At 72.1% G+C, this 17,947-nt stretch carries 17 protein-coding genes and 1 pseudogene; 6 read left to right on the top strand and 12 right to left on the bottom strand.

What is annotated here, in order from left to right; all coding sequences use genetic code 11:
- Positions 1-3: 3 nt before the first annotated feature.
- On the bottom strand, positions 4-2,343 hold the full coding sequence (locus ACGFZS_RS19575) for an FHA domain-containing protein (RefSeq protein WP_393796157.1): 2,340 nt from the start codon (positions 2,341-2,343) through the stop codon (positions 4-6).
- A 68-nt stretch (positions 2,344-2,411) separates the two neighbouring features.
- Complete coding sequence (locus ACGFZS_RS19570) at positions 2,412-2,822, bottom strand: hypothetical protein (RefSeq protein ID WP_393796570.1); 411 nt, start codon at positions 2,820-2,822, stop codon at positions 2,412-2,414.
- Positions 2,823-3,133: 311 nt separating this feature from the next.
- Between ACGFZS_RS19570 and ACGFZS_RS19565 the strand changes: the two genes are divergently transcribed.
- The gene (locus ACGFZS_RS19565) at positions 3,134-3,517 is read left to right on the top strand and encodes a nuclear transport factor 2 family protein (RefSeq protein WP_393796156.1); all 384 of its coding nucleotides are present in this window, start codon (positions 3,134-3,136) and stop codon (positions 3,515-3,517) included.
- Positions 3,518-3,619: 102 nt separating this feature from the next.
- Here ACGFZS_RS19565 and mgrA read toward each other — a convergent pair whose 3' ends face one another.
- Positions 3,620-4,612 (bottom strand): L-glyceraldehyde 3-phosphate reductase, encoded by a 993-nt coding sequence (mgrA, locus tag ACGFZS_RS19560; RefSeq protein ID WP_359213287.1) that lies wholly within the window; start codon positions 4,610-4,612, stop codon positions 3,620-3,622.
- Positions 4,613-4,723: 111 nt separating this feature from the next.
- Here mgrA and ACGFZS_RS19555 point away from each other — a divergent pair, with 111 nt between their 5' ends.
- From ACGFZS_RS19555 to ACGFZS_RS19545, 3 genes are read left to right on the top strand one after another with little or no spacing between them, the layout of a single operon-like run.
- Entirely contained in the window at positions 4,724-5,638 is a 915-nt protein-coding gene (locus tag ACGFZS_RS19555) for a LysR substrate-binding domain-containing protein (protein ID WP_393796155.1), read from the top strand.
- A gap of 60 nt (positions 5,639-5,698) precedes the next feature.
- Positions 5,699-7,180 (top strand): carotenoid oxygenase family protein, encoded by a 1,482-nt coding sequence (locus tag ACGFZS_RS19550; protein WP_393796154.1) that lies wholly within the window; start codon positions 5,699-5,701, stop codon positions 7,178-7,180.
- Positions 7,181-7,207: 27 nt separating this feature from the next.
- Positions 7,208-7,723: a DUF664 domain-containing protein gene (locus ACGFZS_RS19545; RefSeq protein ID WP_393796153.1), complete on the top strand. Its 516-nt coding sequence runs from the start codon at positions 7,208-7,210 to the stop codon at positions 7,721-7,723.
- On the opposite strand, the gene ACGFZS_RS19540 is transcribed toward ACGFZS_RS19545, so the two are convergent.
- From ACGFZS_RS19540 to ACGFZS_RS19500, 9 genes and pseudogenes are all read right to left on the bottom strand, one after another.
- On the bottom strand, positions 7,705-8,775 hold the full coding sequence (locus ACGFZS_RS19540) for an adenosine deaminase (protein WP_393796152.1): 1,071 nt from the start codon (positions 8,773-8,775) through the stop codon (positions 7,705-7,707). The two genes, ACGFZS_RS19545 and ACGFZS_RS19540, sit on opposite strands and share 19 nt — an antisense overlap.
- Positions 8,776-8,818: 43 nt before the next feature.
- Positions 8,819-9,214, bottom strand: a complete 396-nt coding sequence (locus ACGFZS_RS19535) for a VOC family protein (protein WP_393796151.1) — start codon at positions 9,212-9,214, stop codon at positions 8,819-8,821.
- A 179-nt stretch (positions 9,215-9,393) separates the two neighbouring features.
- Entirely contained in the window at positions 9,394-10,317 is a 924-nt protein-coding gene (locus tag ACGFZS_RS19530) for a M56 family metallopeptidase (RefSeq protein ID WP_393796150.1), read from the bottom strand.
- Positions 10,314-10,697: a BlaI/MecI/CopY family transcriptional regulator gene (locus tag ACGFZS_RS19525; RefSeq protein WP_393666597.1), complete on the bottom strand. Its 384-nt coding sequence runs from the start codon at positions 10,695-10,697 to the stop codon at positions 10,314-10,316. Before ACGFZS_RS19525 ends, ACGFZS_RS19530 begins: the two co-directional genes overlap by 4 nt.
- Before the next feature lie 138 nt (positions 10,698-10,835).
- A complete protein-coding gene (locus ACGFZS_RS19520; protein ID WP_365690816.1) occupies positions 10,836-11,741 on the bottom strand; it encodes an aldo/keto reductase in 906 nt (301 codons plus the stop codon).
- Positions 11,742-11,776: 35 nt separating this feature from the next.
- Positions 11,777-12,460 carry a chitinase gene (locus ACGFZS_RS19515; protein ID WP_393796569.1) on the bottom strand — a complete coding sequence of 228 codons (684 nt, stop codon included), beginning with the start codon at positions 12,458-12,460 and terminating at the stop codon, positions 11,777-11,779.
- 282 nt (positions 12,461-12,742) lie between these two features.
- Positions 12,743-14,080, bottom strand: a pseudogene (locus ACGFZS_RS19510) (aldehyde dehydrogenase family protein); the annotation flags it as partial.
- 123 nt (positions 14,081-14,203) lie between these two features.
- Complete coding sequence (locus ACGFZS_RS19505) at positions 14,204-15,397, bottom strand: RNA polymerase sigma factor (RefSeq protein WP_393796149.1); 1,194 nt, start codon at positions 15,395-15,397, stop codon at positions 14,204-14,206.
- Positions 15,397-15,747 carry a YciI family protein gene (locus ACGFZS_RS19500; protein WP_393796148.1) on the bottom strand — a complete coding sequence of 117 codons (351 nt, stop codon included), beginning with the start codon at positions 15,745-15,747 and terminating at the stop codon, positions 15,397-15,399. The genes ACGFZS_RS19505 and ACGFZS_RS19500 overlap by 1 nt, the downstream gene beginning before the upstream one ends.
- A 99-nt stretch (positions 15,748-15,846) precedes the next feature.
- Here ACGFZS_RS19500 and ACGFZS_RS19495 point away from each other — a divergent pair, with 99 nt between their 5' ends.
- Together ACGFZS_RS19495 and purU are read left to right on the top strand one after the other, a co-directional pair.
- Positions 15,847-16,896, top strand: coding sequence for an acyl-CoA dehydrogenase family protein (locus ACGFZS_RS19495; RefSeq protein WP_393796147.1), 1,050 nt, complete (start codon positions 15,847-15,849; stop codon positions 16,894-16,896).
- A gap of 154 nt (positions 16,897-17,050) precedes the next feature.
- Positions 17,051-17,923, top strand: coding sequence for a formyltetrahydrofolate deformylase (gene purU / locus ACGFZS_RS19490; RefSeq protein WP_393796568.1), 873 nt, complete (start codon positions 17,051-17,053; stop codon positions 17,921-17,923).
- Positions 17,924-17,947: the final 24 nt, after the last annotated feature.

Here is a 17,947-nt window from a genome sequence, read left to right as displayed (position 1 = left end):
CGCCTACTTTCGCATCACGGCCGGTTCGTGCCGGCGCAGCAGCCGGGACAGCACCACGCCGAAGCCGACCGCCAGGACCACCAGCATCAGCATGTTGCGCAGCCAGACGCCCGCCGAGTGCCGGAAGAGCGGGTCGGCGGTGAGGGCGCCGGGGACGATCCGGTGCAGGTCGACGGTGCCGGCCATGGCGCCGAGCCCCCACCGCGAGGGTGCCAGCCAGGCGAGCTGTTCGATACCGGGCACGCCGTTCACCTTCAGCACGGTCCCGCAGAAGACGACCTGGACGATGGTGAGCAGCACCAGGAGCGGCATCGTCACCTCCTCCTTGCGGACCAGCGCGGAGATCAGCAGGCCCAGCATCATCGCCGTGAAGGAGAGCACGGCCACGGCGACCGTGATCTCCAGCAGGGGCGACATCAGCACCCCTCTGCCGCCGGGCGCGTCGAGGTCGACGCCGGCGAGTCCCACCTGGGTGAGCACGATCGCCTGGAGCACGGTGATGGCGCCGAGGACGACGACCTTCGACATCACGTAGGCCGATCTGGGCAGGCCGACGGCTCTCTCGCGCTGGTAGATGACGCGTTCCTTGACCAGCTCGCGCACGGCGTTGGCGGCGCCGGTCAGCACCCCGCCCACGCACAGGATGAGCAGCGCGTTGGTCGCGGTGTCGACGGTGAGCCTGCTGCCGGCGACGGCCCGGGCCATCGAGCCCATCACGAACGGCAGCGCGATCATGATGGCGAGGAAGGTGCGGTCGGCGGCGAGCGCGGCCGTGTAGCGGCGCACCAGCGTGGCGAACTGGGCGCCCCAGCCGCGCGGCCTCGGCGGCGGGGCCGGGGCGAGGGGCCCGCTGCGCGGCACGACCGGCTGCGTGCTGGAGTTCACGATGTACTTCCGGTGGTACGACGAGTCGCGGTACTCCCCCGCCCAGTCCCGGCCGGTGTCCCGCTCGAACGCCTCGAAGGCCTCGGGCCACTCGTCGAACCCGAAGAAGCCGAGGGCCTCGCCGGGCGGTCCGAAGTAGGCGGTCCGCCCGCCCGGCGCGAGGACCAGGAGGCGGTCGCACGCGTCGAGACTGAGCACGCTGTGGGTGACGACGATGACGGTACGGCCGTCGTCGGCGAGGCCGCGCAGCATGTTCATCACCGAGCGGTCCATGCCGGGGTCCAGTCCGGAGGTCGGTTCGTCGAGGAAGAGCAGCGACGGCTTGGTCAGCAGCTCCAGGGCGACACTGACCCGCTTGCGCTGTCCGCCGGAGAGGCTGTGCACGGGCTGGTCGGCGCGCTGTTCCAGGCCCAGTTCCCGGATGACCTCCTCGACCCGTTCCCGGCGTTCGGCCTTGGCGGTGTCCTCGGGGAAGCGGAGTTCGGCGGCGTAGGTGAGGGCGCTGCGGACGGTCAGCTGGACGTGCAGGATGTCGTCCTGCGGGACCAGGCCGATGCGCTGGCGCAGTTCGGCGTAGTCGCGGTAGAGGTCGCGGCCGTCGTAGAGGACGGTGCCGTGCTCGGCGGGGCGCTGCCCGGTGAGGGCGCCGAGCAGCGTGGACTTGCCGGCGCCGCTCGGTCCGACCACGGCGAGCAGGCACTTCTCGCCCACCGGGAAGGAGACGTGGTCCAGCAGGATCTTGCGGCCGTGGTCGACGGCGACGGTGAGGTCCTGGACGTCGAGGGAGACCTCGCCGGTGTCGACGTACTCCTGGAGCCGGCCGTCGACCAGGCAGAACGCCGAGTGGCCGATGCCGACGACGTCCCGGGGGCCGAGCGGGGCGCGGGTGACGGTGCGGCCGTTGAGGTAGGTGCCGTTGTGGCTGTTCAGGTCGACGATCTCGTGGCCGCCGTCGGGGCGGGCGCGCAGTTCGGCGTGGTGGCGGGAGACGACCAGGTCGTCGACGACGACGTCGTTGTCGGGGGCGCGGCCGATGCGGACCGTGCCGGCCCGGAGCGGCCGTACCGAGGACGGTTGCCGGAAGGTGCCGGTCCGGCCGGGCATCGAGACGACGGAGGGCCGGTCCGGGGCGGGCGGTGCGCGGCCCACCAGGACGGCGCTCGGGCCGTCGGCGGGGCTGCCGAAGCGGATGACCGTACCGGGGCCGACCTCCCATTCGCGGACGCGGCGGCCGTCGGCGTAGGTGCCGTTGGTGCTGTCCTCGTCCTCGAGGGTCCAGTGGCCGTCGGCGGGCCGGAGCACCGCGTGGTGCCACGAGACCCGGGCATCGTCGATGACGATGTCGCTGTACGGGTCGCGCCCGACGTGGTAGTCGCGGCCCGGGCTCATCACCGTGGAGCCCGTGTCGGTCTCCAGGACGAGTTCGGGCGCGGTCGAGGCGACCGGCCACTCCGCCATGGCCAGAATTCTACCGATCTGACCTCTTATGTGCCTGGTCATGCCGCCGGGGCGGCGGCTGTCACGTGTCAGGCGACGGGGACGACGAGTGCCGGGCTGGTGCGCTGCATACGGAGGGCGTCGACGGACTCGGCGAGCAGTTCGTACTCGGTGGTGTCGTCCTGGACGGCGATCCTGACCAGCCGTCCGCCGGCCAGCTCGTCGGCGACGAGTTCCTGCCGGACCACGTCGGAGCACCAGGCGCGCAGCAGTCCGGGCACGTCGAGCACGGTCTCCGCGACCGGGACGAGTGCCCCCCGCGGAAATCTGGGGTTCTCGGGTAAGGGGTCCAGCCGCTCCGCGATCCAGGAGGCCCGGTCCCGTAACCACCACAGCGCCAGTGCCAGGGTCGGCGCACGGTACGTGCCGAGCGGAACGCCGATGCGCTGCCCGCCGCACGTGCCGTATGCCGTGACATGGCACAGGAATTCGTCGTGCACGATCACTCCCCCGTAGCTCGCCGGTGTGCCGTCGCGGGCCGGTTTTCCGTGCGGCTCCTGTGCGGTGAAGTGCTCCTGACATTCGAGTATGTTCACTTTCGAAACACTGTCACCACGCCTTTCCGGCCAGTCTCTTGGCATATTCCCTCTACGAATTGGCCGAAATGCGCGTGCTGTACCGGCCAACCTTCATTACCCGAGGGGTAATCGACCCGTCGCCCGGATCCGGGCAGGGTGGTGCCAACGGATCGCCGCACACCGCGATCCACCACCTGACCTGCGATGACGACCTCGATGGAGGCTGATCCGCCATGTCCGTGAACACCGACCGTCACCAGACCGCCGCCGCCCGCTACTTCGAGGCCTGGAACGCCACCGACCCGGAGGCGCTCGGCAAGGCGGTCGCCGCCGCCTGGGCTCCGGAGGGCTCCTACACCGACCCCTTGGCCGATGTCGCGGGGCATGCGCAGATCGCGGCCGTGATCGCGGCGGCGCACGCGCGGTTCCCCGGTTTCGTGTTCCGTCCGCTCGGCGCGGTGGACGGCCACCACGACACCGCGCGCTTCGGCTGGGAGCTGGTGAACGAGGCCGAGGGCTCCGCACCGGTGGCCGGTTTTGACGTGGTCACGCTCGACGAGGAGGGCCGGATCCGCCGGGTTCTGGGCTTCCTCGACCGGGTTCCGGCCGGAGCCTGAGCCGGCGCCGGGTTCGACGCGCGATACAGGGCCGCGAGGCGACCGGAAAGGGTGAGGGGGACGCGGTCCGCGTCCCCCTCACCGAATGCGTCACCGAACGCGTCACCGGTTGATGATCGCGTCGATCCGCGTCAGTTCCTCCGCGTCGAAGTCCAGGTTCGCGGCGGCGCCGACGCAGTCCTCGACCTGCCGCACGCTGCTGGCGCCGATCAGCGCGGAGGTCACCCGGCCGCCGCGCAGCACCCAGGACAGGGCGAGCTGGGCCAGGGTCTGGCCGCGGCCCTTGGCGACCTCGTCGAGCTCGCGGAGCTGCCCGACCAGGTCCTCGGTGACCGCGTCCGAGTTGAGGAACGGGCTGTCGCTCGCCGCCCGGGAGCCCTCGGGGATGCCGTCGAGGTAGCGGCCGGTCAGCAGGCCCTGCTCCAGCGGGGAGAAGACGATGGAGCCGACCTGGAGCTCGTCGAGCGCGTCCAGCAGGCCCTCGGTCTCCGGGCGGCGGTCGAGCATCGAGTAGCGGGGCTGGTGGATGAGCAGCGGGGTGCCGAGTTCGCCGAGGATGCGGGCGGCCTCGCGGGTCTGCTCCGCCGAGTAGTTGGAGACGCCCACGTACAGCGCCTTGCCCTGCTGCACCGCGGAGTGCAGGGCGCCCATCGTCTCCTCCAGCGGAGTCTCCGGGTCCGGGCGGTGCGAGTAGAAGATGTCGACGTAGTCCAGGCCCATCCGGCCCAGGGACTGGTCGAGCGAGGACAGCAGGTACTTGCGGGAACCCCACTCGCCGTACGGGCCCGGCCACATCAGATAGCCGGCCTTGGTGGAGATGATCAGCTCGTCCCGGTACGCCGCGAAGTCCGCCTTCAGGGCCTCGCCGAACGCGGACTCCGCGGCGCCGGGCGGCGGGCCGTAGTTGTTGGCGAGGTCGAAGTGGGTGACGCCGAGGTCGAAGGCGCGGCGCAGGATGGCGCGCTGGGTCGTCACCGGCCGGTCGGGCCCGAAGTTGTGCCAGAGGCCGAGCGACAGCGCGGGAAGCTTCAGGCCGCTGCGGCCGCTGCGGCGGTACGGCATGTCGGCGTAGCGGTCGGGGTGTGCGGTGTACAACGCGACTCCAGAGGGGTTGGCACACGATCTACCGATCCCACTCTTTCCCGAGCCGCGGGCAGTGGTCCAACAGAAGAATCCGATGGAATTGTGCGGTTAGGCTTCTCAATCATGGAACTGCGTCATCTCCAGCACTTCGTGGCGGTCGCCGAGGACCAGCACTTCACCCGGGCGGCCGAGCGGCTGCTGGTGTCCCAGTCCGGGCTCTCGGCGTCGATCCGGGCCCTGGAGCGGGAGCTGCGGGCGCCGCTCTTCGTGCGGACGACCCGCCGGGTGACGCTGACCGAGGCGGGCCGGGCGCTGCTCGGCGAGGCGGAGCGCATCCTCGCCCAGGTGCGCTCCGCGCACGAGGCGGTGGCGGCGGTGCAGGGCGTGCTGCGCGGCACGCTGGCGCTGGGCACCGAGCAGTGCATCGCCGGGGTGCATGTGGCGGGGCTGCTCGCCGCGTTCCGGCGCCGCCACCCCGACGTCGAGATCCGGCTGCGGCAGGCGGGGTCGGGGGCGCTGGCCGAGGAGGTCGCCGCGGGCCGGCTCGACCTGGCCTTCGCGTACCGCACCCAGGACGACACCGACCAGCTGCGCTCGGTGGCCCTGACCAGCGAGCCGATCACCGTGCTCTGCCATCCCAGCCACCGGCTGGCCACGGCGGGCGCGGCGGTGCTCCCGGAGGATCTCGGCGGCGAGGTGTTCGTCGACTTCCACCCGGACTGGGGGCCCCGCCGCGCGACCGACGCGGCCTTCGCCTCGGCGGGCGTCCGGCGCACGGTCGCGCTGGAGGTCAACGACGTCCACAGCCTCCTGGACCTGGTCGACGAGAACCTCGGCATCGCCGTCGTCCCCCGCCACTTCCGGCACAAGCGGCCCGCGCTCACCGCGCTCGCCCTCAAGGACACCGACGAGGCCGCGTACGAGACGGTCGCCCTGCTGCCGCCCGAGACGGCCACCAGCCCGGCGGCCCGGGCCCTGATCACCCTCCTCGAAACAGGGGACCTGACACCACCCCCGGACGGGGCCTGCCCCTCCTGACCCCGCCTCCCCGCCGCCGCAGACTCGTGTCCGTCACCTACGGAAACGGGGAGTGCGGAGATGGCGGAACACACACGGCGTACGGTGCTGCGCGGGGCGGCGGGCATCGCGGCGGCAAGCGCGCTGACGGGAGCGGCGACCCGGCCGGCAGCGGCGGCAGAACCGGCAGAGCGCCTCCACCCCTTCCTGGAGGGCGCGTTCGCCCCGGTCACCGAGGAACTCACGGCCTTCGACCTGCCGGTCACCGGCCGCATCCCGCACGAGCTGAACGGGCGCTACTTGCGCAACGGCCCGAACGTCCTCGGCCTGGAGGATCCGCGCGCCCACCACTGGATGCTGGGCGACGGCATGGTGCACGGGGTGCGGCTGCGGGACGGCCGTGCCGAGTGGTACCGAAACCGCTGGGTGCGCTCCTCCCAGGTGGCCGCGAAGCTCGGGGAGTCCTACCCGCGCCCGGTCCCGCCGGACGACTTCGCCTGCAACACGCATGTCGTCCCGTACCGGGGGCGGATCCTCGCGCTGCAGGAGAGCGGCCCGCTGCCGTACGAGCTCGACGGCGAGCTCAACACCGTGGGCACCCACGACTTCCGGGGCACCCTGGAGGGCGCGTTCACCGCGCACACCAAGTACGACGCGCGCACCGACGAGCTGCACGCGATCACCTACTACCCGACCTGGGACCACGTCCGGCACCTGGTCGTCGGCCCGGACGGCCGGCTCGCCCGCACCACCCGGATCCCGGTCGCCGACGCGCCGATGATGCACGACTTCGCGCTCACCGAGAGGCATGTGGTGGTCTTCGACGTCCCGGTCACCTTCGACCCGGCGGCCGCCGAGCGCGGCGCCCCGGTGCCGTACGTCTGGAACCGCGAGCACCCGGCGCGGGTGGGTGTGATGCCCCGGGGCGGGGGCGCGGTCCGCTGGTTCGACGTCGATCCGGTGTTCTACTCGCACACGCTCAACGCGTACGACGAGGGGGCGTCCGTGGTGATCGACCTGACGACGTATCCGGCGCCGTTCGACGTCGCGGGCCCGACCACCGACGGACCGCACGCGGTGGGCACCGCGAGGCTGGAGCGCTGGACGGTCGACCTGCGCCACGGGCGGGTCCGCCGGCGCACCCTGGACGACCGGCCGCAGGAGTTCCCGCGCGTCAACGAGGAGCTGGTGTCCCACCGGCACCGCTACGGCTACTCGGCGGCCGCCGCCGAGATGTCCGTCGCCTATCTCGCGGGCGACGGCAACCCTCCGGACCGCGCGTTCTCCGACGCCCTCTTCAAGCACGACCTCGCCCGCGGCACGGCCCAGGTGCACCGGCTGCCGAGGGGCGCCGCGGCGGGCGAGGCGGTGTTCGTACCGCGCGAACACGCGGCCCAGGAGGACGACGGGTACACCCTCGCCTATGTCCACGACCCCGACCGGGGCGCCGCCGACCTGGTGATCCTCGCCGCGCAGGACTTCACCGGCGCGCCGGTCGCCCGGATCCATCTCCCCGGCCGGGTGCCGCTGGGCTTCCACGGAAGCTGGATTCCGGACGCATGACGGCCGGGGATGCGCGATCGTGGTCGCATGCATGCAAGGGACATCCTCATCGACGGCTTCGGCCGCATCCAGGAAGAAGTCCATGCCGCCCTCGACGGCCTCGACCCCGAACTGCTCAACCGGCGCCCGGCCCCCGACGCCAACTCCGTCACCTGGCTGGTCTGGCACCTCACCCGGATCCAGGACGACCACATCGCCGACGCCTTCGACCTGGACCAGGTGTGGCTCACCCAGGGCTGGGAGAAGCGCTTCGGCCTCGACCTGCCGCCCCATGACCACGGGTACGGCCACACGGACGCGCAGGTCGCGAAGGTCACGGTGGACTCCGGCGACCTGCTGACCGGCTACTACGACGCGGTGCACGAGCAGACCCTGCGGATGCTCCATGACCTCCCCGCGACGGACCTCGAACGGATCGTGGACGTCCGCTGGGATCCGCCGGTCACGCTGGGCGTACGGCTGGTGAGCGTCCTGTCCGACGATCTGCAGCACGTCGGACAGGCCGCCTACCTGCGGGGACTGCTTCAGAGCGCGGCGGCGTAACCCGGCAGGACGACGTCCTCGATGAGGGCCTTGCGCTCGTCGAACGGGATGAACGCGCTCTTCAGGGCGTTCACCGTGACCGTGCGCAGGTCCTCGACGCCCCAGCCGGCCTCCTCGACCAGCAGGGACATCTCCCGGGTCATCGTGGTGCCGGAGACCAGCCGGTTGTCGGTGTTCAGGGTGACCCGGAAGCCCAGCTCCTTCAGCGCGGTGATCGGGTGCTCGGCGATCGAGGTGGCGCAGCCGGTCTGGAGGTTGGAGGTGGGGCACATCTCCAGGGCGATCCGGCGGTCGCGCACCCAGCTCGCGAGGCGGCCGAGCTTGCCGTCGACGATGTCCTCGGTGATCCGGACGCCGTGCCCGATGCGCTGGGCGCCGCAGTCCTGGATCGCCTGGTGGATGCTGGGCAGCCCGAACGCCTCGCCGGCGTGGATGGTGAAGGGCACGTTCTCGCCGCGCAGCAGCTGGAAGGCGTCCAGGTGGTCGACGGCCGGGAATCCGGCCTCGGCGCCGGCGATGTCGAAGCCGACGACGCCCGCGTCCCGGTAGGCGACGGCCAGCTCGGCGGCCTCGCGGACGCGGTCGAACATCCGCATGCCGCAGAGCAGAGTGCCGACGCGGATCGGCGTGCCGGCGGCAGCGGCCTTCGCCATACCGGCGGCGAGCCCCTCCTGCACGCTCTCCACGACCTCGTTGAGCGTCAGCCCGCCGTTGACGTTCAGCTCCGGCGCGTACCGCACCTCGCCGTACACCACACCGTCGGCGGCCAGGTCGAGGACGTACTCCTCGGCGACGCGTCGCAGCCCCTCTTTGCTCTGCATCACGGCGAGGGTGTGCTCGAAGGTGGCTATGTAGCGGACCAGGTCGCCGGAGTTGGCGGCCTCGAAGTACCAGGCGGCCAGCTCGTCGGGGTCGGTGGTGGGCAGGGTGTGACCGACCTCCGCCGCCAGCTCGACGAGGGTGGCGGGGCGCAGGCCGCCGTCGAGGTGGTCGTGCAGGACGGCCTTGGGGAGGCGACGGATCACAGCAGCATCTACGCGCGTAGCGGTCATGGCGGGGCTTTCCTCGGCAGGTGGTTCGGGGTGATCGGTCAGGTCAGGCGGCGGGCTGGAGCAGGTCCCAGCGGTTGCCGTAGAGGTCCTGGAAGACGGCGACGGTGCCGTACGGCTCGTGCCGCGGCTCCTCCAGGAAGGTCACGCCGGCGGCGGCCATCCGGGCGTGGTCGCGGGCGAAGTCGTCGGTGTGCAGGAAGAACCCGACACGCCCGCCGGTCTGGTCGCCGACCCGGGCGCGCTGCTCCTCGTCCTTGGCGCGGGCGAGCAGCAGTCCGGTACCGGCGGCTCCCTCCGCCCCCGGCTCCACGACGACCCAGCGGGACCCGTCCGGGCGCGGCGCGTCCTCGACGAGCCGGAACCCGAGGGCCTCGGTGTAGAAGCGGATCGCCTCGTCGTAGTCGCCGACGACAAGGGTGACCAGGGCGACGCGTCGCATGGGGGGCCTTTCGGTGGAGCGGTTAGCGGGAGAGGTTATACGTAAAACTTGACGGACGCCAGTTCCGCTTTTCCGGGGGTGACTCTTCAAGAGGCGACGCCCAAAGCGCCCCGTCAGGGGCGCGGGGAACTGCGCGACCAGCCACGACGAATCCCGCACCCGACCACCGGCCGCCCGCCCTACCGCTCCGCTTCCCCCTGAGCGACCTCCACCCGATGGTGAAAGTCGGCCATCCCGGTCACCGACGCCGCGCAGGACAGCCCGACACCGGCCACCAGCAGCACCGCGACCCACCCCCCGGCCCGCCGCCGCCCCTGCGGCGCCAGCAGCGCCTCGACCCGCTGCGGCACCGGCCCCGACGCGACCCCCGGCACGAACGCCGGCCGCTCCGCACCCCCGCCCTGCCGCGCCAGCGCGGCCCGTGCGATCGCGCGGGCGGTCAGCCGCCGGTCCCCCACGGCACGCGCCGCGGCCTCGTCCGCGACCCGTTCCACGGCCAGCAGGACGACGTCCCGGACCCGCCGCAGCGCCGGATGACAGTGCGCAGCGAACTCGGCCACCGCGAGGAAGAAGTGGTGCCCGCCGGCGTTGTGCGCCCGCTCGTGCGCGAACAGCGCCTCCCGCTCGGCCCCGTCGAGGCTGCGCAGCATCCCGGTGGTGACCACGATCCGGTGCGGCCGGCCCGGCAGCGCGTACGCGTCCGGACACGGCGAGTCGACGACGCACAGGTCGCCCGCGGCGGCCCGCCCGGCCTCCGCGCGGGCCGCGCGGAAGGCACGGGCCTGGTGGAGCACCGTCCGCACCAGGCGCCGGGTGCCCAGCGCGACGGCGCCGGCCGAGACGGCCGCCAGCGGCAGCACCAGGCGGTCGGAGCCGAAGCGCAGCGGCTGGATCAGCTCACCGAGCGAGGCGAAGAACGGCAGTCTCAGCAGCCCGGTGAGGACGAACGCGCCGAGCGCCGCCAGGGAGCAGCCCGCGAGGGCGACGGCCGAGCCGGTGACCGTCCAGAGCGCGGCGGCGGGCGACAGCCGGTCGAGCGCCCGCCGGGCCAGTGCCGGCAGGGCGAACGGCACGAGCAGGGGCAGGATCAGCAGGGCGATCATCGTCCACCGGACTGCTCGTCGGCTTCGAGCAGATGGCGGAGCACCCGCTCGTCGTCGGGGCTGAGCTGGGCGACGAACCGGGCGAGCACGGTCTCCCGGTCGGCGTCCCGGTCGAGTTCGGTGTGCATCCGCTTCGCGGTGAGGCCCTGGGCGTCCTGGACGGGGACGTAGGCGAACCCGCGCCCCTGGCGGTGCCGGTCGACCACGCCCTTGTCGTGCAGCCGGGTCAGGATCGTCGTCACCGTCGTACGGGCCAGGTCGGTGCCGAGGCTGCGCTGCACCTGGCCGGGGGTCTGAGGCGCGCCCGCGGCCCAGAGAGCCGCCATGACGCTCGCCTCGAGTTCGCCGGCGGGCCGGCGTTCGTCCTTCGCGTCGGCCATGGAAGATTCCTCACCCCTTCGTCGTCCACAGTCCGGCAGACCGTCTACGGCAGTGTAGTCAACACTGCGGCGGCCACCACCCTTGAGCCCATTATGAGGAGGACCGCCGCGGCGGACGGAGGAAATCTCCCTCGCGGGTCAGGCGGCACCGGTGTGCAGGGCGTCGAGCCGGGCCAGCTCCTCCTCGGTGAACCGGAGGGCGCCGGCGGCCACGTTCTCGGCGAGGTGGTCCGGGTTTCCGGTACCGGGGATGGCGAGGACGTGCGGGCCCTGGTGCAGGGTCCAGGCCAGGCGGATCTGGGCGGGACTGGCGTCGTGCGCGCGGGCGACGGCGAGGACGGCCTCGTCGTGGTCCTCGGTGGCGCCGTGCGCCCCGGACTCGCCCGCGACGGCGAAGAACGGCACGAAGGCGATGCCCCGGTCGCCGCAGAGGCGGACCAACTCGTCGGTGGCCGGATCCCGCATGTCCAGGCCCCAGCGGTTCTGCACGCACACCACGGGGGCGATGGCGAGCGCCTCGTCCAGATGGCGCGGTTCGACGTCGGAGACGCCGAGGTGCCGGACCAGGCCCGCCTCGCGGAGTTCGGCGAGGGCGCCGAAGTGCTCGGCGATCGAGTCCTGGCCCATGCGGCGCAGGTTGACCACGTCGATGTGGTCGCGGCCGAGCTGGCGCAGGTTCTCCTCGACATGGCCGCGCAGCTGGTCGGGGCGGGCGGAGGTGTTCCATTCGCCGGAGTAGTCGCGGAAGGGGCCGACCTTGGTGACGACGACGAGGTCGGCGGGGTACGGGGAGAGGGCGGTGTTGATGAGTTCGTTGGCGGAGCGCAGCGCGGAGAAGTAGAAGGCCGCCGTGTCGATGTGGTTCACACCGAGTTCGACGGCCTTGCGCAGTACGGCGACCGAGCGGGCGCGGTCGCTCGGGGTGCCGTGGTGGAAGGCGGCGCTGCCCGTCAGCCGCATCGCGCCGAAGCCGAGGCGGTGGACGGGCAGGTCGCCCAGTTTCCAGGTGCCGGAGGCGTCCGCGGTGATCGTTTCGGAGGTCATCGACGGAGTCTGGCACACGGCCCCTGACAAGGGGGTCAGCAATACAGGTTGTTTCCGGCCGCGACACCGAGGATCTGCGTGAACTTCTGGTAGGCGCTGACCCGGCTCTGCACCTGCGCCGGGTTCTTGCCGTCGCACTCCAGGGAGCCGTTGATGGAGCGGATGGTCTGCCCGAAGCCGGCCTGGTTGACCATGGCGTTGTGGCCGGTCATGGTGCCGGGACCCTTCTGGGTGTTCCAGTACCACAGCCCGGTCTTCCAGGCCACGGCGGAGTTGTTCTGGACTTGCCAGGGGTTGTTGAGGAGGTCGATGCCGAGCGCGTCGCCCGCGGCCTTGTAGTTGAAGTTCCAGCTGAGCTGGATGGGGCCGCGCCCGTAGTAGGCGGACTGGCCCGCGGGGCAGCCGTAGGACTGGCTCCAGTCGCAGTAGTGCGAGTAGTTGGCGGTGTTCTGCTCGACGATGTAGACCAGTCCGCCGGTCTCGTGGCTGACGTTGGCGAGGAAGGCGGCGGCCTCCTGCTTCTTGACGGTGTCACTGCCGGTGTTGGCGAACGCCGGGTAGGCGCTGAGCGCGGCGGTGAGACCGCTGTAGCTGTAGAACGAATTCCGGTTCGGGAACATCTGGTTGAACTGCGCCTCGCTGACGACGAAGCCGACCGCGGAGGCCGAGGGGGCCGCCTGGAACACCAGGGCGGAGCTTCCTATGGCCAGCGAGGTCAGGAGTGCGGCGATGCGACGCCTCACACGGATCAACTCCTTTGCGGAGCACGGCCGCACCCCTCGAAGGGGGAGCGGCCGCGGTGGGGGGTGTGAGGCCCACTCAACTGCTTTGGTCTGTACCAGTCAAGGGTGTAGACCAGTCAAGCCAGGAGCGGTCTCCGCCCGGTGGTTTCCGCAATTGCGCCCGGAAACCAGGAAGTCGGGCATTCGGCGCCGCCGGGAACGGCAGCGCTCGGGCCCGGCCGCGTCGGTACGCGGCCGGGCCCGGAGGGAATCGGCGGATCAGCTCAGCGGCTTGGCGAGGACCGCCTTGCGGTGGCTGAACGTCTCGATGGAGTAGCGGCCGTGGTAGCTGCCCATGCCGCTCTCCCCCACCCCGCCGAACGGCAGGTCGGAGACGGTGAGATGGGCGACCGGGAGGCCGTAGCCGAGGCCGCCGGAGGAGGTCTCGGCGGCGAACCGCTCCCGGGTGGCGTCGGACTCGGTGAAGACGTAGAGCGCGAGGGGCTTGTCGCGGTCGTTGACGAACCCGATCGCGCCGTCCAGGTCCGGGACGGTGACGATCGGCAGGACCGGGCCGAAGATCTCCTCCCGCATCACCGGGGACTCCGGGTCGACGTCGGCGAGCACGGTGGGCGCGATGTACTTGGCGGCGCGGTCGGTGTCGCCGCCGACCACCACCCGGCCCGAGCCGAGCAGTGAACCGAGCCGGTCGAAGTGGCGCTCGTTGACGATCCGGCCGTACTCGCCGGACTCCTTCGGCTCGGCGCCGTACAGCGCCTGGACGGCCTTGGCCAGGGCGGGTTCGAGGGCGGCGGCCGTCCCGGGGTCGGTGAGGACGTAGTCGGGGGCCACGCAGGTCTGCCCCGCGTTCAGGAACTTGCCGCGCGCCAGCCGGTCGGCGACCACCGCGAGGTCGGTGTCGCGGTCGACGAACGCCGGGGACTTGCCGCCGAGTTCGAGGGCGACCGGGGTGAGGTGCTCGGCGGCGGCGCGCATCACGATACGGCCGACCACGCCGTTGCCGGTGTAGAAGATGTGGTCGAAGCGCTCGGCGAGCAGGGCCGTGGTCTCCGGGACCCCGCCCTCGACGACGGCGACCGCGTCCGGGTCGAGGTGGGCCGGGAGCAGCCGGGCCAGGGCGGCGGAGGTGGCCGGGGCCAGCTCGCTGGGCTTGGCGACGACCGCGTTGCCGGCCGCCAGGGCGCCGGCCAGCGGCGCGAGCAGCAGCTGGGCCGGGTAGTTCCAGGGGGCGATGACGAGGACGACGCCGAGCGGGTCGTACTGCGTCCAGGCGCTCGCGTCGCCGCCCAGGTGAGCCGGGACGGGGGCGGGCTCGGGGCGCAGCCACTCGGCCAGGTGGTCGAGGGTGTGGTCGATCTCCCGGATCGTGAAGTCGATCTCCGTGCGGTAGGCCTCGGCGGTGCTCTTGCCCAGGTCGGCGTGGAGGGCCGCGGCCAGGTCCGCACCGCCCTCGGTGAGCATGGCGCGCAGCCGGCGCAGCTGGTCGGTGCGCCACTCGACCGGCTTGGTGCGGCCGGTGCGGAAGGTGGCGCGCAGCCTGGCGACGACGTCGGCGGGCTGCTCGGGGAGGGACTGGTTCACGGATGCCTCGCTGGTGGTGCACGCGGGCCCGACGGCCCGGCTGGGGTCTCAACAGTCAGATGTATATTGCAACCATTCAGGGGCCGAAGTAAATTCCGGTGGCCCGAAACTCCCACGGTTGACGAAGGTCACACCTGCTCAGCCGGTGAGTTCGTCCCGCCGCCGCGCGAGGTGCACCCGTTCGGGCAGGCTGCCGGTGAGCGCGATCGCCGCGTCGTACGCCGCCACCGCCTCACCGGTCCTGCCGAGCCGGCGCAGCAGGTCGGCGCGGACCGCGTGCAGCACGTGATACCCGTCCAGGTCCAACGCGTCGACCAGCGCCAGCGCCTCGCCCGGGCTCTCCACCTCGGCCACCGCGACCGCCCGGTTGAGGGCGACGACCGGACTCGGGGCGACGGCCATGAGCCGGTCGTACAGCCGCAGGATCTGCCCCCAGTCGGTGGCCTCGGCCGTGGGCGCGTCGCTGTGCACGGCGTTGATCGCGGCCTGGATCTGGTACGGCCCCGGCCGGTTGCGCCGCAGGCACCGCCGGACCAGGTCCTGGCCCTCCCCGATCAGCTCCCGGTCCCACCGCCCGCGGTCCTGCTCGGGCAGCGGCACCAGCTCGCCGTCCGCCGGCTCCCGGGCGGGCCGCCGGGCCTCCACGAGCAGCATCAGCGCGAGCAGCCCGGCGGCCTCCGGCTCGTCCGGCATCAGCTCGTACAGCAGCCGCCCCAGGCGTACGGCTTCGGCGCACAGCGCGGGATCACCGCCGTACCCCTCGTTGAAGACGAGGTAGACGACGGCGAGCACCCCGTTCAGCCGGTCGGGCAGGTCGGCGTCCCTCGGCACCCGGTAGGGGATGCCCGCGTCGCGGATCTTGGCCTTGGCGCGCACCAGGCGCTGGGCCAGGGTGGGCTCAGGGACCAGGAAGGCGCGGGCGATCCGGGCGGTGCTCAGTCCGCCCAGCAGGCGCAGGGTCAGGGCGACCCGGGACCGGAGGGCGAGGGCGGGGTGGCAGCAGGTGAAGATCAGCCGGAGCCGTTCGTCGCGCACGGGGCCCTCCTCGGCCGGTGCGTCGGGGGCGAGCAGCCGGGCGGCCTCGGTGTGCCGGGCGTCCCGGGAGGACTCGCGGCGCAGCCGGTCGAGCGCGCGATTGCGGGCGGTGGTGATGATCCAGCCGGCCGGGCTCGGCGGCACCCCTTTCTCCGGCCAGCTGTCGAGCGCCGTGGTGAAGGCGTCCTGGACCGCTTCCTCGGCGAGATCGATGTCGCCGAGGAAGCGGACGAGGACCGAGACCGCGCGCCCGTACTCGGCACGGAAGGCGGCCTCGACATCGGCGGCGTCCGCCATCAGTGCCGGCCCATGAAGGGCCGCACCTCGATGGGGAGGGTGGTGGCGAGGGCGCACTTGCGGCCCCACTCCAGGGCGGAGTCCAGGTCCTCCGCGCGGATCAGGCAGATCCCGCCCAGGTACTCCTTGCCCTCGGCGTAGGGGCCGTCGGTGATCAGCACGTCGCCGTCCTCGGGCCGCAGCACGGTGGCGGTCTCCGGGCCGTGCAGGCCGTCCGCGAAGACCCAGGCGCCGGCGGCGCGCAGCTCGTCGTTGAACGCCTCGACGTCACGCATGATCGCGGCGAGCGCGTCGGGCGAGGGCGGGGTGCCGTCGGCCGGCTGGACCACGCTGAGCAGGTAGTGCTTCATGGGGTTCTCCCAGGTCGTTTCGGGATGTTCTCGCCTTCTACACGAACGGCAGTCCCCCGGATCGACACCTCACGCCGGGAAACCGAAAGAATCTTGTCCATGACCGTCGCCGCACATCCGCTCGTCGTCCGCGCCCGGGAACTCGCCGACGGCCTGCTGGCCCCCGCGGCGGAGCGGGTCGACCAGGAGGGCGTCCCCGCGAGCCACATCGAGGCGATCAGGCGCTCGGGCCTGCTCGGGGTGAGCGCGCCGGTGGCCTACGGCGGTTCGGCGGCGCCGGCGGCCGTGGTCCGCGAGACGGCGGAGATCCTGGCCGGGGCGTGCTGCTCGACCTGGTTCGTGCAGACGCAGCACCACACGCCGGTGCTGACCCTGGCGAAGACCGCACTGCCGGTGCGGGACCGCCTGTTGGGCCCGCTGGCCCGCGGTGAGCTGCTGTCGGGGGTGGCGTACGCGCATCTGCGGTCGTACCCGCGGGTTCCCGTGCGGGTCCGGCGCGAGGCCGACGGCCGGCGCTTCTCCGGCACCGTGCCCTGGTACACCGGCTGGGGTCTGAACGACGTGATGCTGCTGGCCGGGGTGACCGAGGACGACGAGGCCCTGTTCGCCTTCGTCGAGGCCAGGGAGCAGCCGGGGCTGCGCCCCTCGGAGCCGATGCGGCTGGCGGCGCTCACCGCGTCCAGGACGGTGTCCCTGGGCCTGGACGGCCTGTGGGTGCCCGAGGCGGACGTGGCGCTCCGGCTGCCGTACGCGGACTGGGCGGCTCCGGACCGCCTCAAGACCCTCAACGCCAATCCGGCGGTCTTCGGGATCACGACGGCCGCACTGGCCCTGGTGGCGGAGGAGTACGCGGCCGGCCTGCGGACCCGGCTGGAGGAGATCCGGCGCCGCGCCTACGCCCTGGCCGACCACCCGGTGCCGCACGAGCACGCGGAGGAGCGGCTGGCGCTGCGGGCGGAGGCCTTCACGCTGATGCGTACGGCGACCACGGCGGCCGTGGTGTCGGGAGGCGGCCGGGCGATGTCCCTGGACCACCGCGCCCAACGCCTGGCCAGGGAGGGCCTGTTCCTGCTGGTCCAGGGACAGACGGCCGAATCCCGCACGGCACACCTGAGCCGACTCGCCGACCCCCGCCACCCGGGCCGCTGACAAGGCCGCCTTCCCGGAGGGCCACCCCCCTTGTTGCGTATCGCACAAAACGATGCGTCAAGAAGAACACTCCCTCTTGACCCGCGAGCCGACTTGGCTGGACCATGTTGCGCATCACTCATATCGTTGCGCGATGCGCATCCTGGAGGGTGTCATGTCTCCTCGACCGCAGCCCGGCCGCGAGTTCGTCCTCACCCTTTCGTGTCCCGACCGGGCCGGTCTGGTCCACGCCGTCACCGGCTTCCTGGTCGAGCACTCCGGCAACATCCTGGAGAGCCAGCAGTTCGACGACCGGCCGCAGGACCGCTTCTTCATGCGGGTGCACTTCGACGTCCCCGACGGCGCGGTCTCGCTGGAGGACCTGCGCACCGGCTTCCTGCCGGTCGCCGAGGCGCACGGGATCACCTGGCGACTCAACGACGCGTCGACCCCGACCCGCACCCTGATCATGGTGTCGAAGTTCGGCCACTGCCTCAACGACCTGCTCTTCCGCAGGTCCACGGGCGCGCTCAACATCGAGATCCCGGCGATCGTCTCCAACCACCGCGACTTCGAGTCACTGGCCCGGACCTACGGCATCCCCTTCCACCACATCCCGGTGACCCCCGACACCAAGGCGGACGCGGAGGCCCGGCTGCTGCGGCTGGTCGACGAACTCGACGTCGACCTGGTGGTGCTCGCCCGGTACATGCAGATCCTCTCCGACGACCTGTGCAAACAGCTCGACGGCCGGGCCATCAACATCCACCACTCCTTCCTGCCGAGCTTCAAGGGCGCCCGGCCCTACGTCCAGGCACACCGGCGTGGCGTCAAACTGGTCGGCGCCACCGCGCACTACGTGACGCCCGACCTCGACGAGGGCCCGATCATCGAACAGGACGTCGTCCGCGTGACCCACTCGCACGCGCCCGACGAACTGGTCGCCCTGGGACGTGACGTGGAGGCCCAGGTGCTCGCCCGCGCCGTGCGCTGGCACAGCGAGAGCCGGGTGCTGGTCAACGGCCGCTGCACGGTCGTCTTCCGCTGACCGCACGAACAGCGGGCCGGCACC

The organism is Streptomyces sp. NPDC048288, assembly GCF_043201555.1.
Taxonomy (GTDB): domain Bacteria; phylum Actinomycetota; class Actinomycetes; order Streptomycetales; family Streptomycetaceae; genus Streptomyces.
This window is presented reverse-complemented; position numbering and strand designations above follow the sequence as displayed.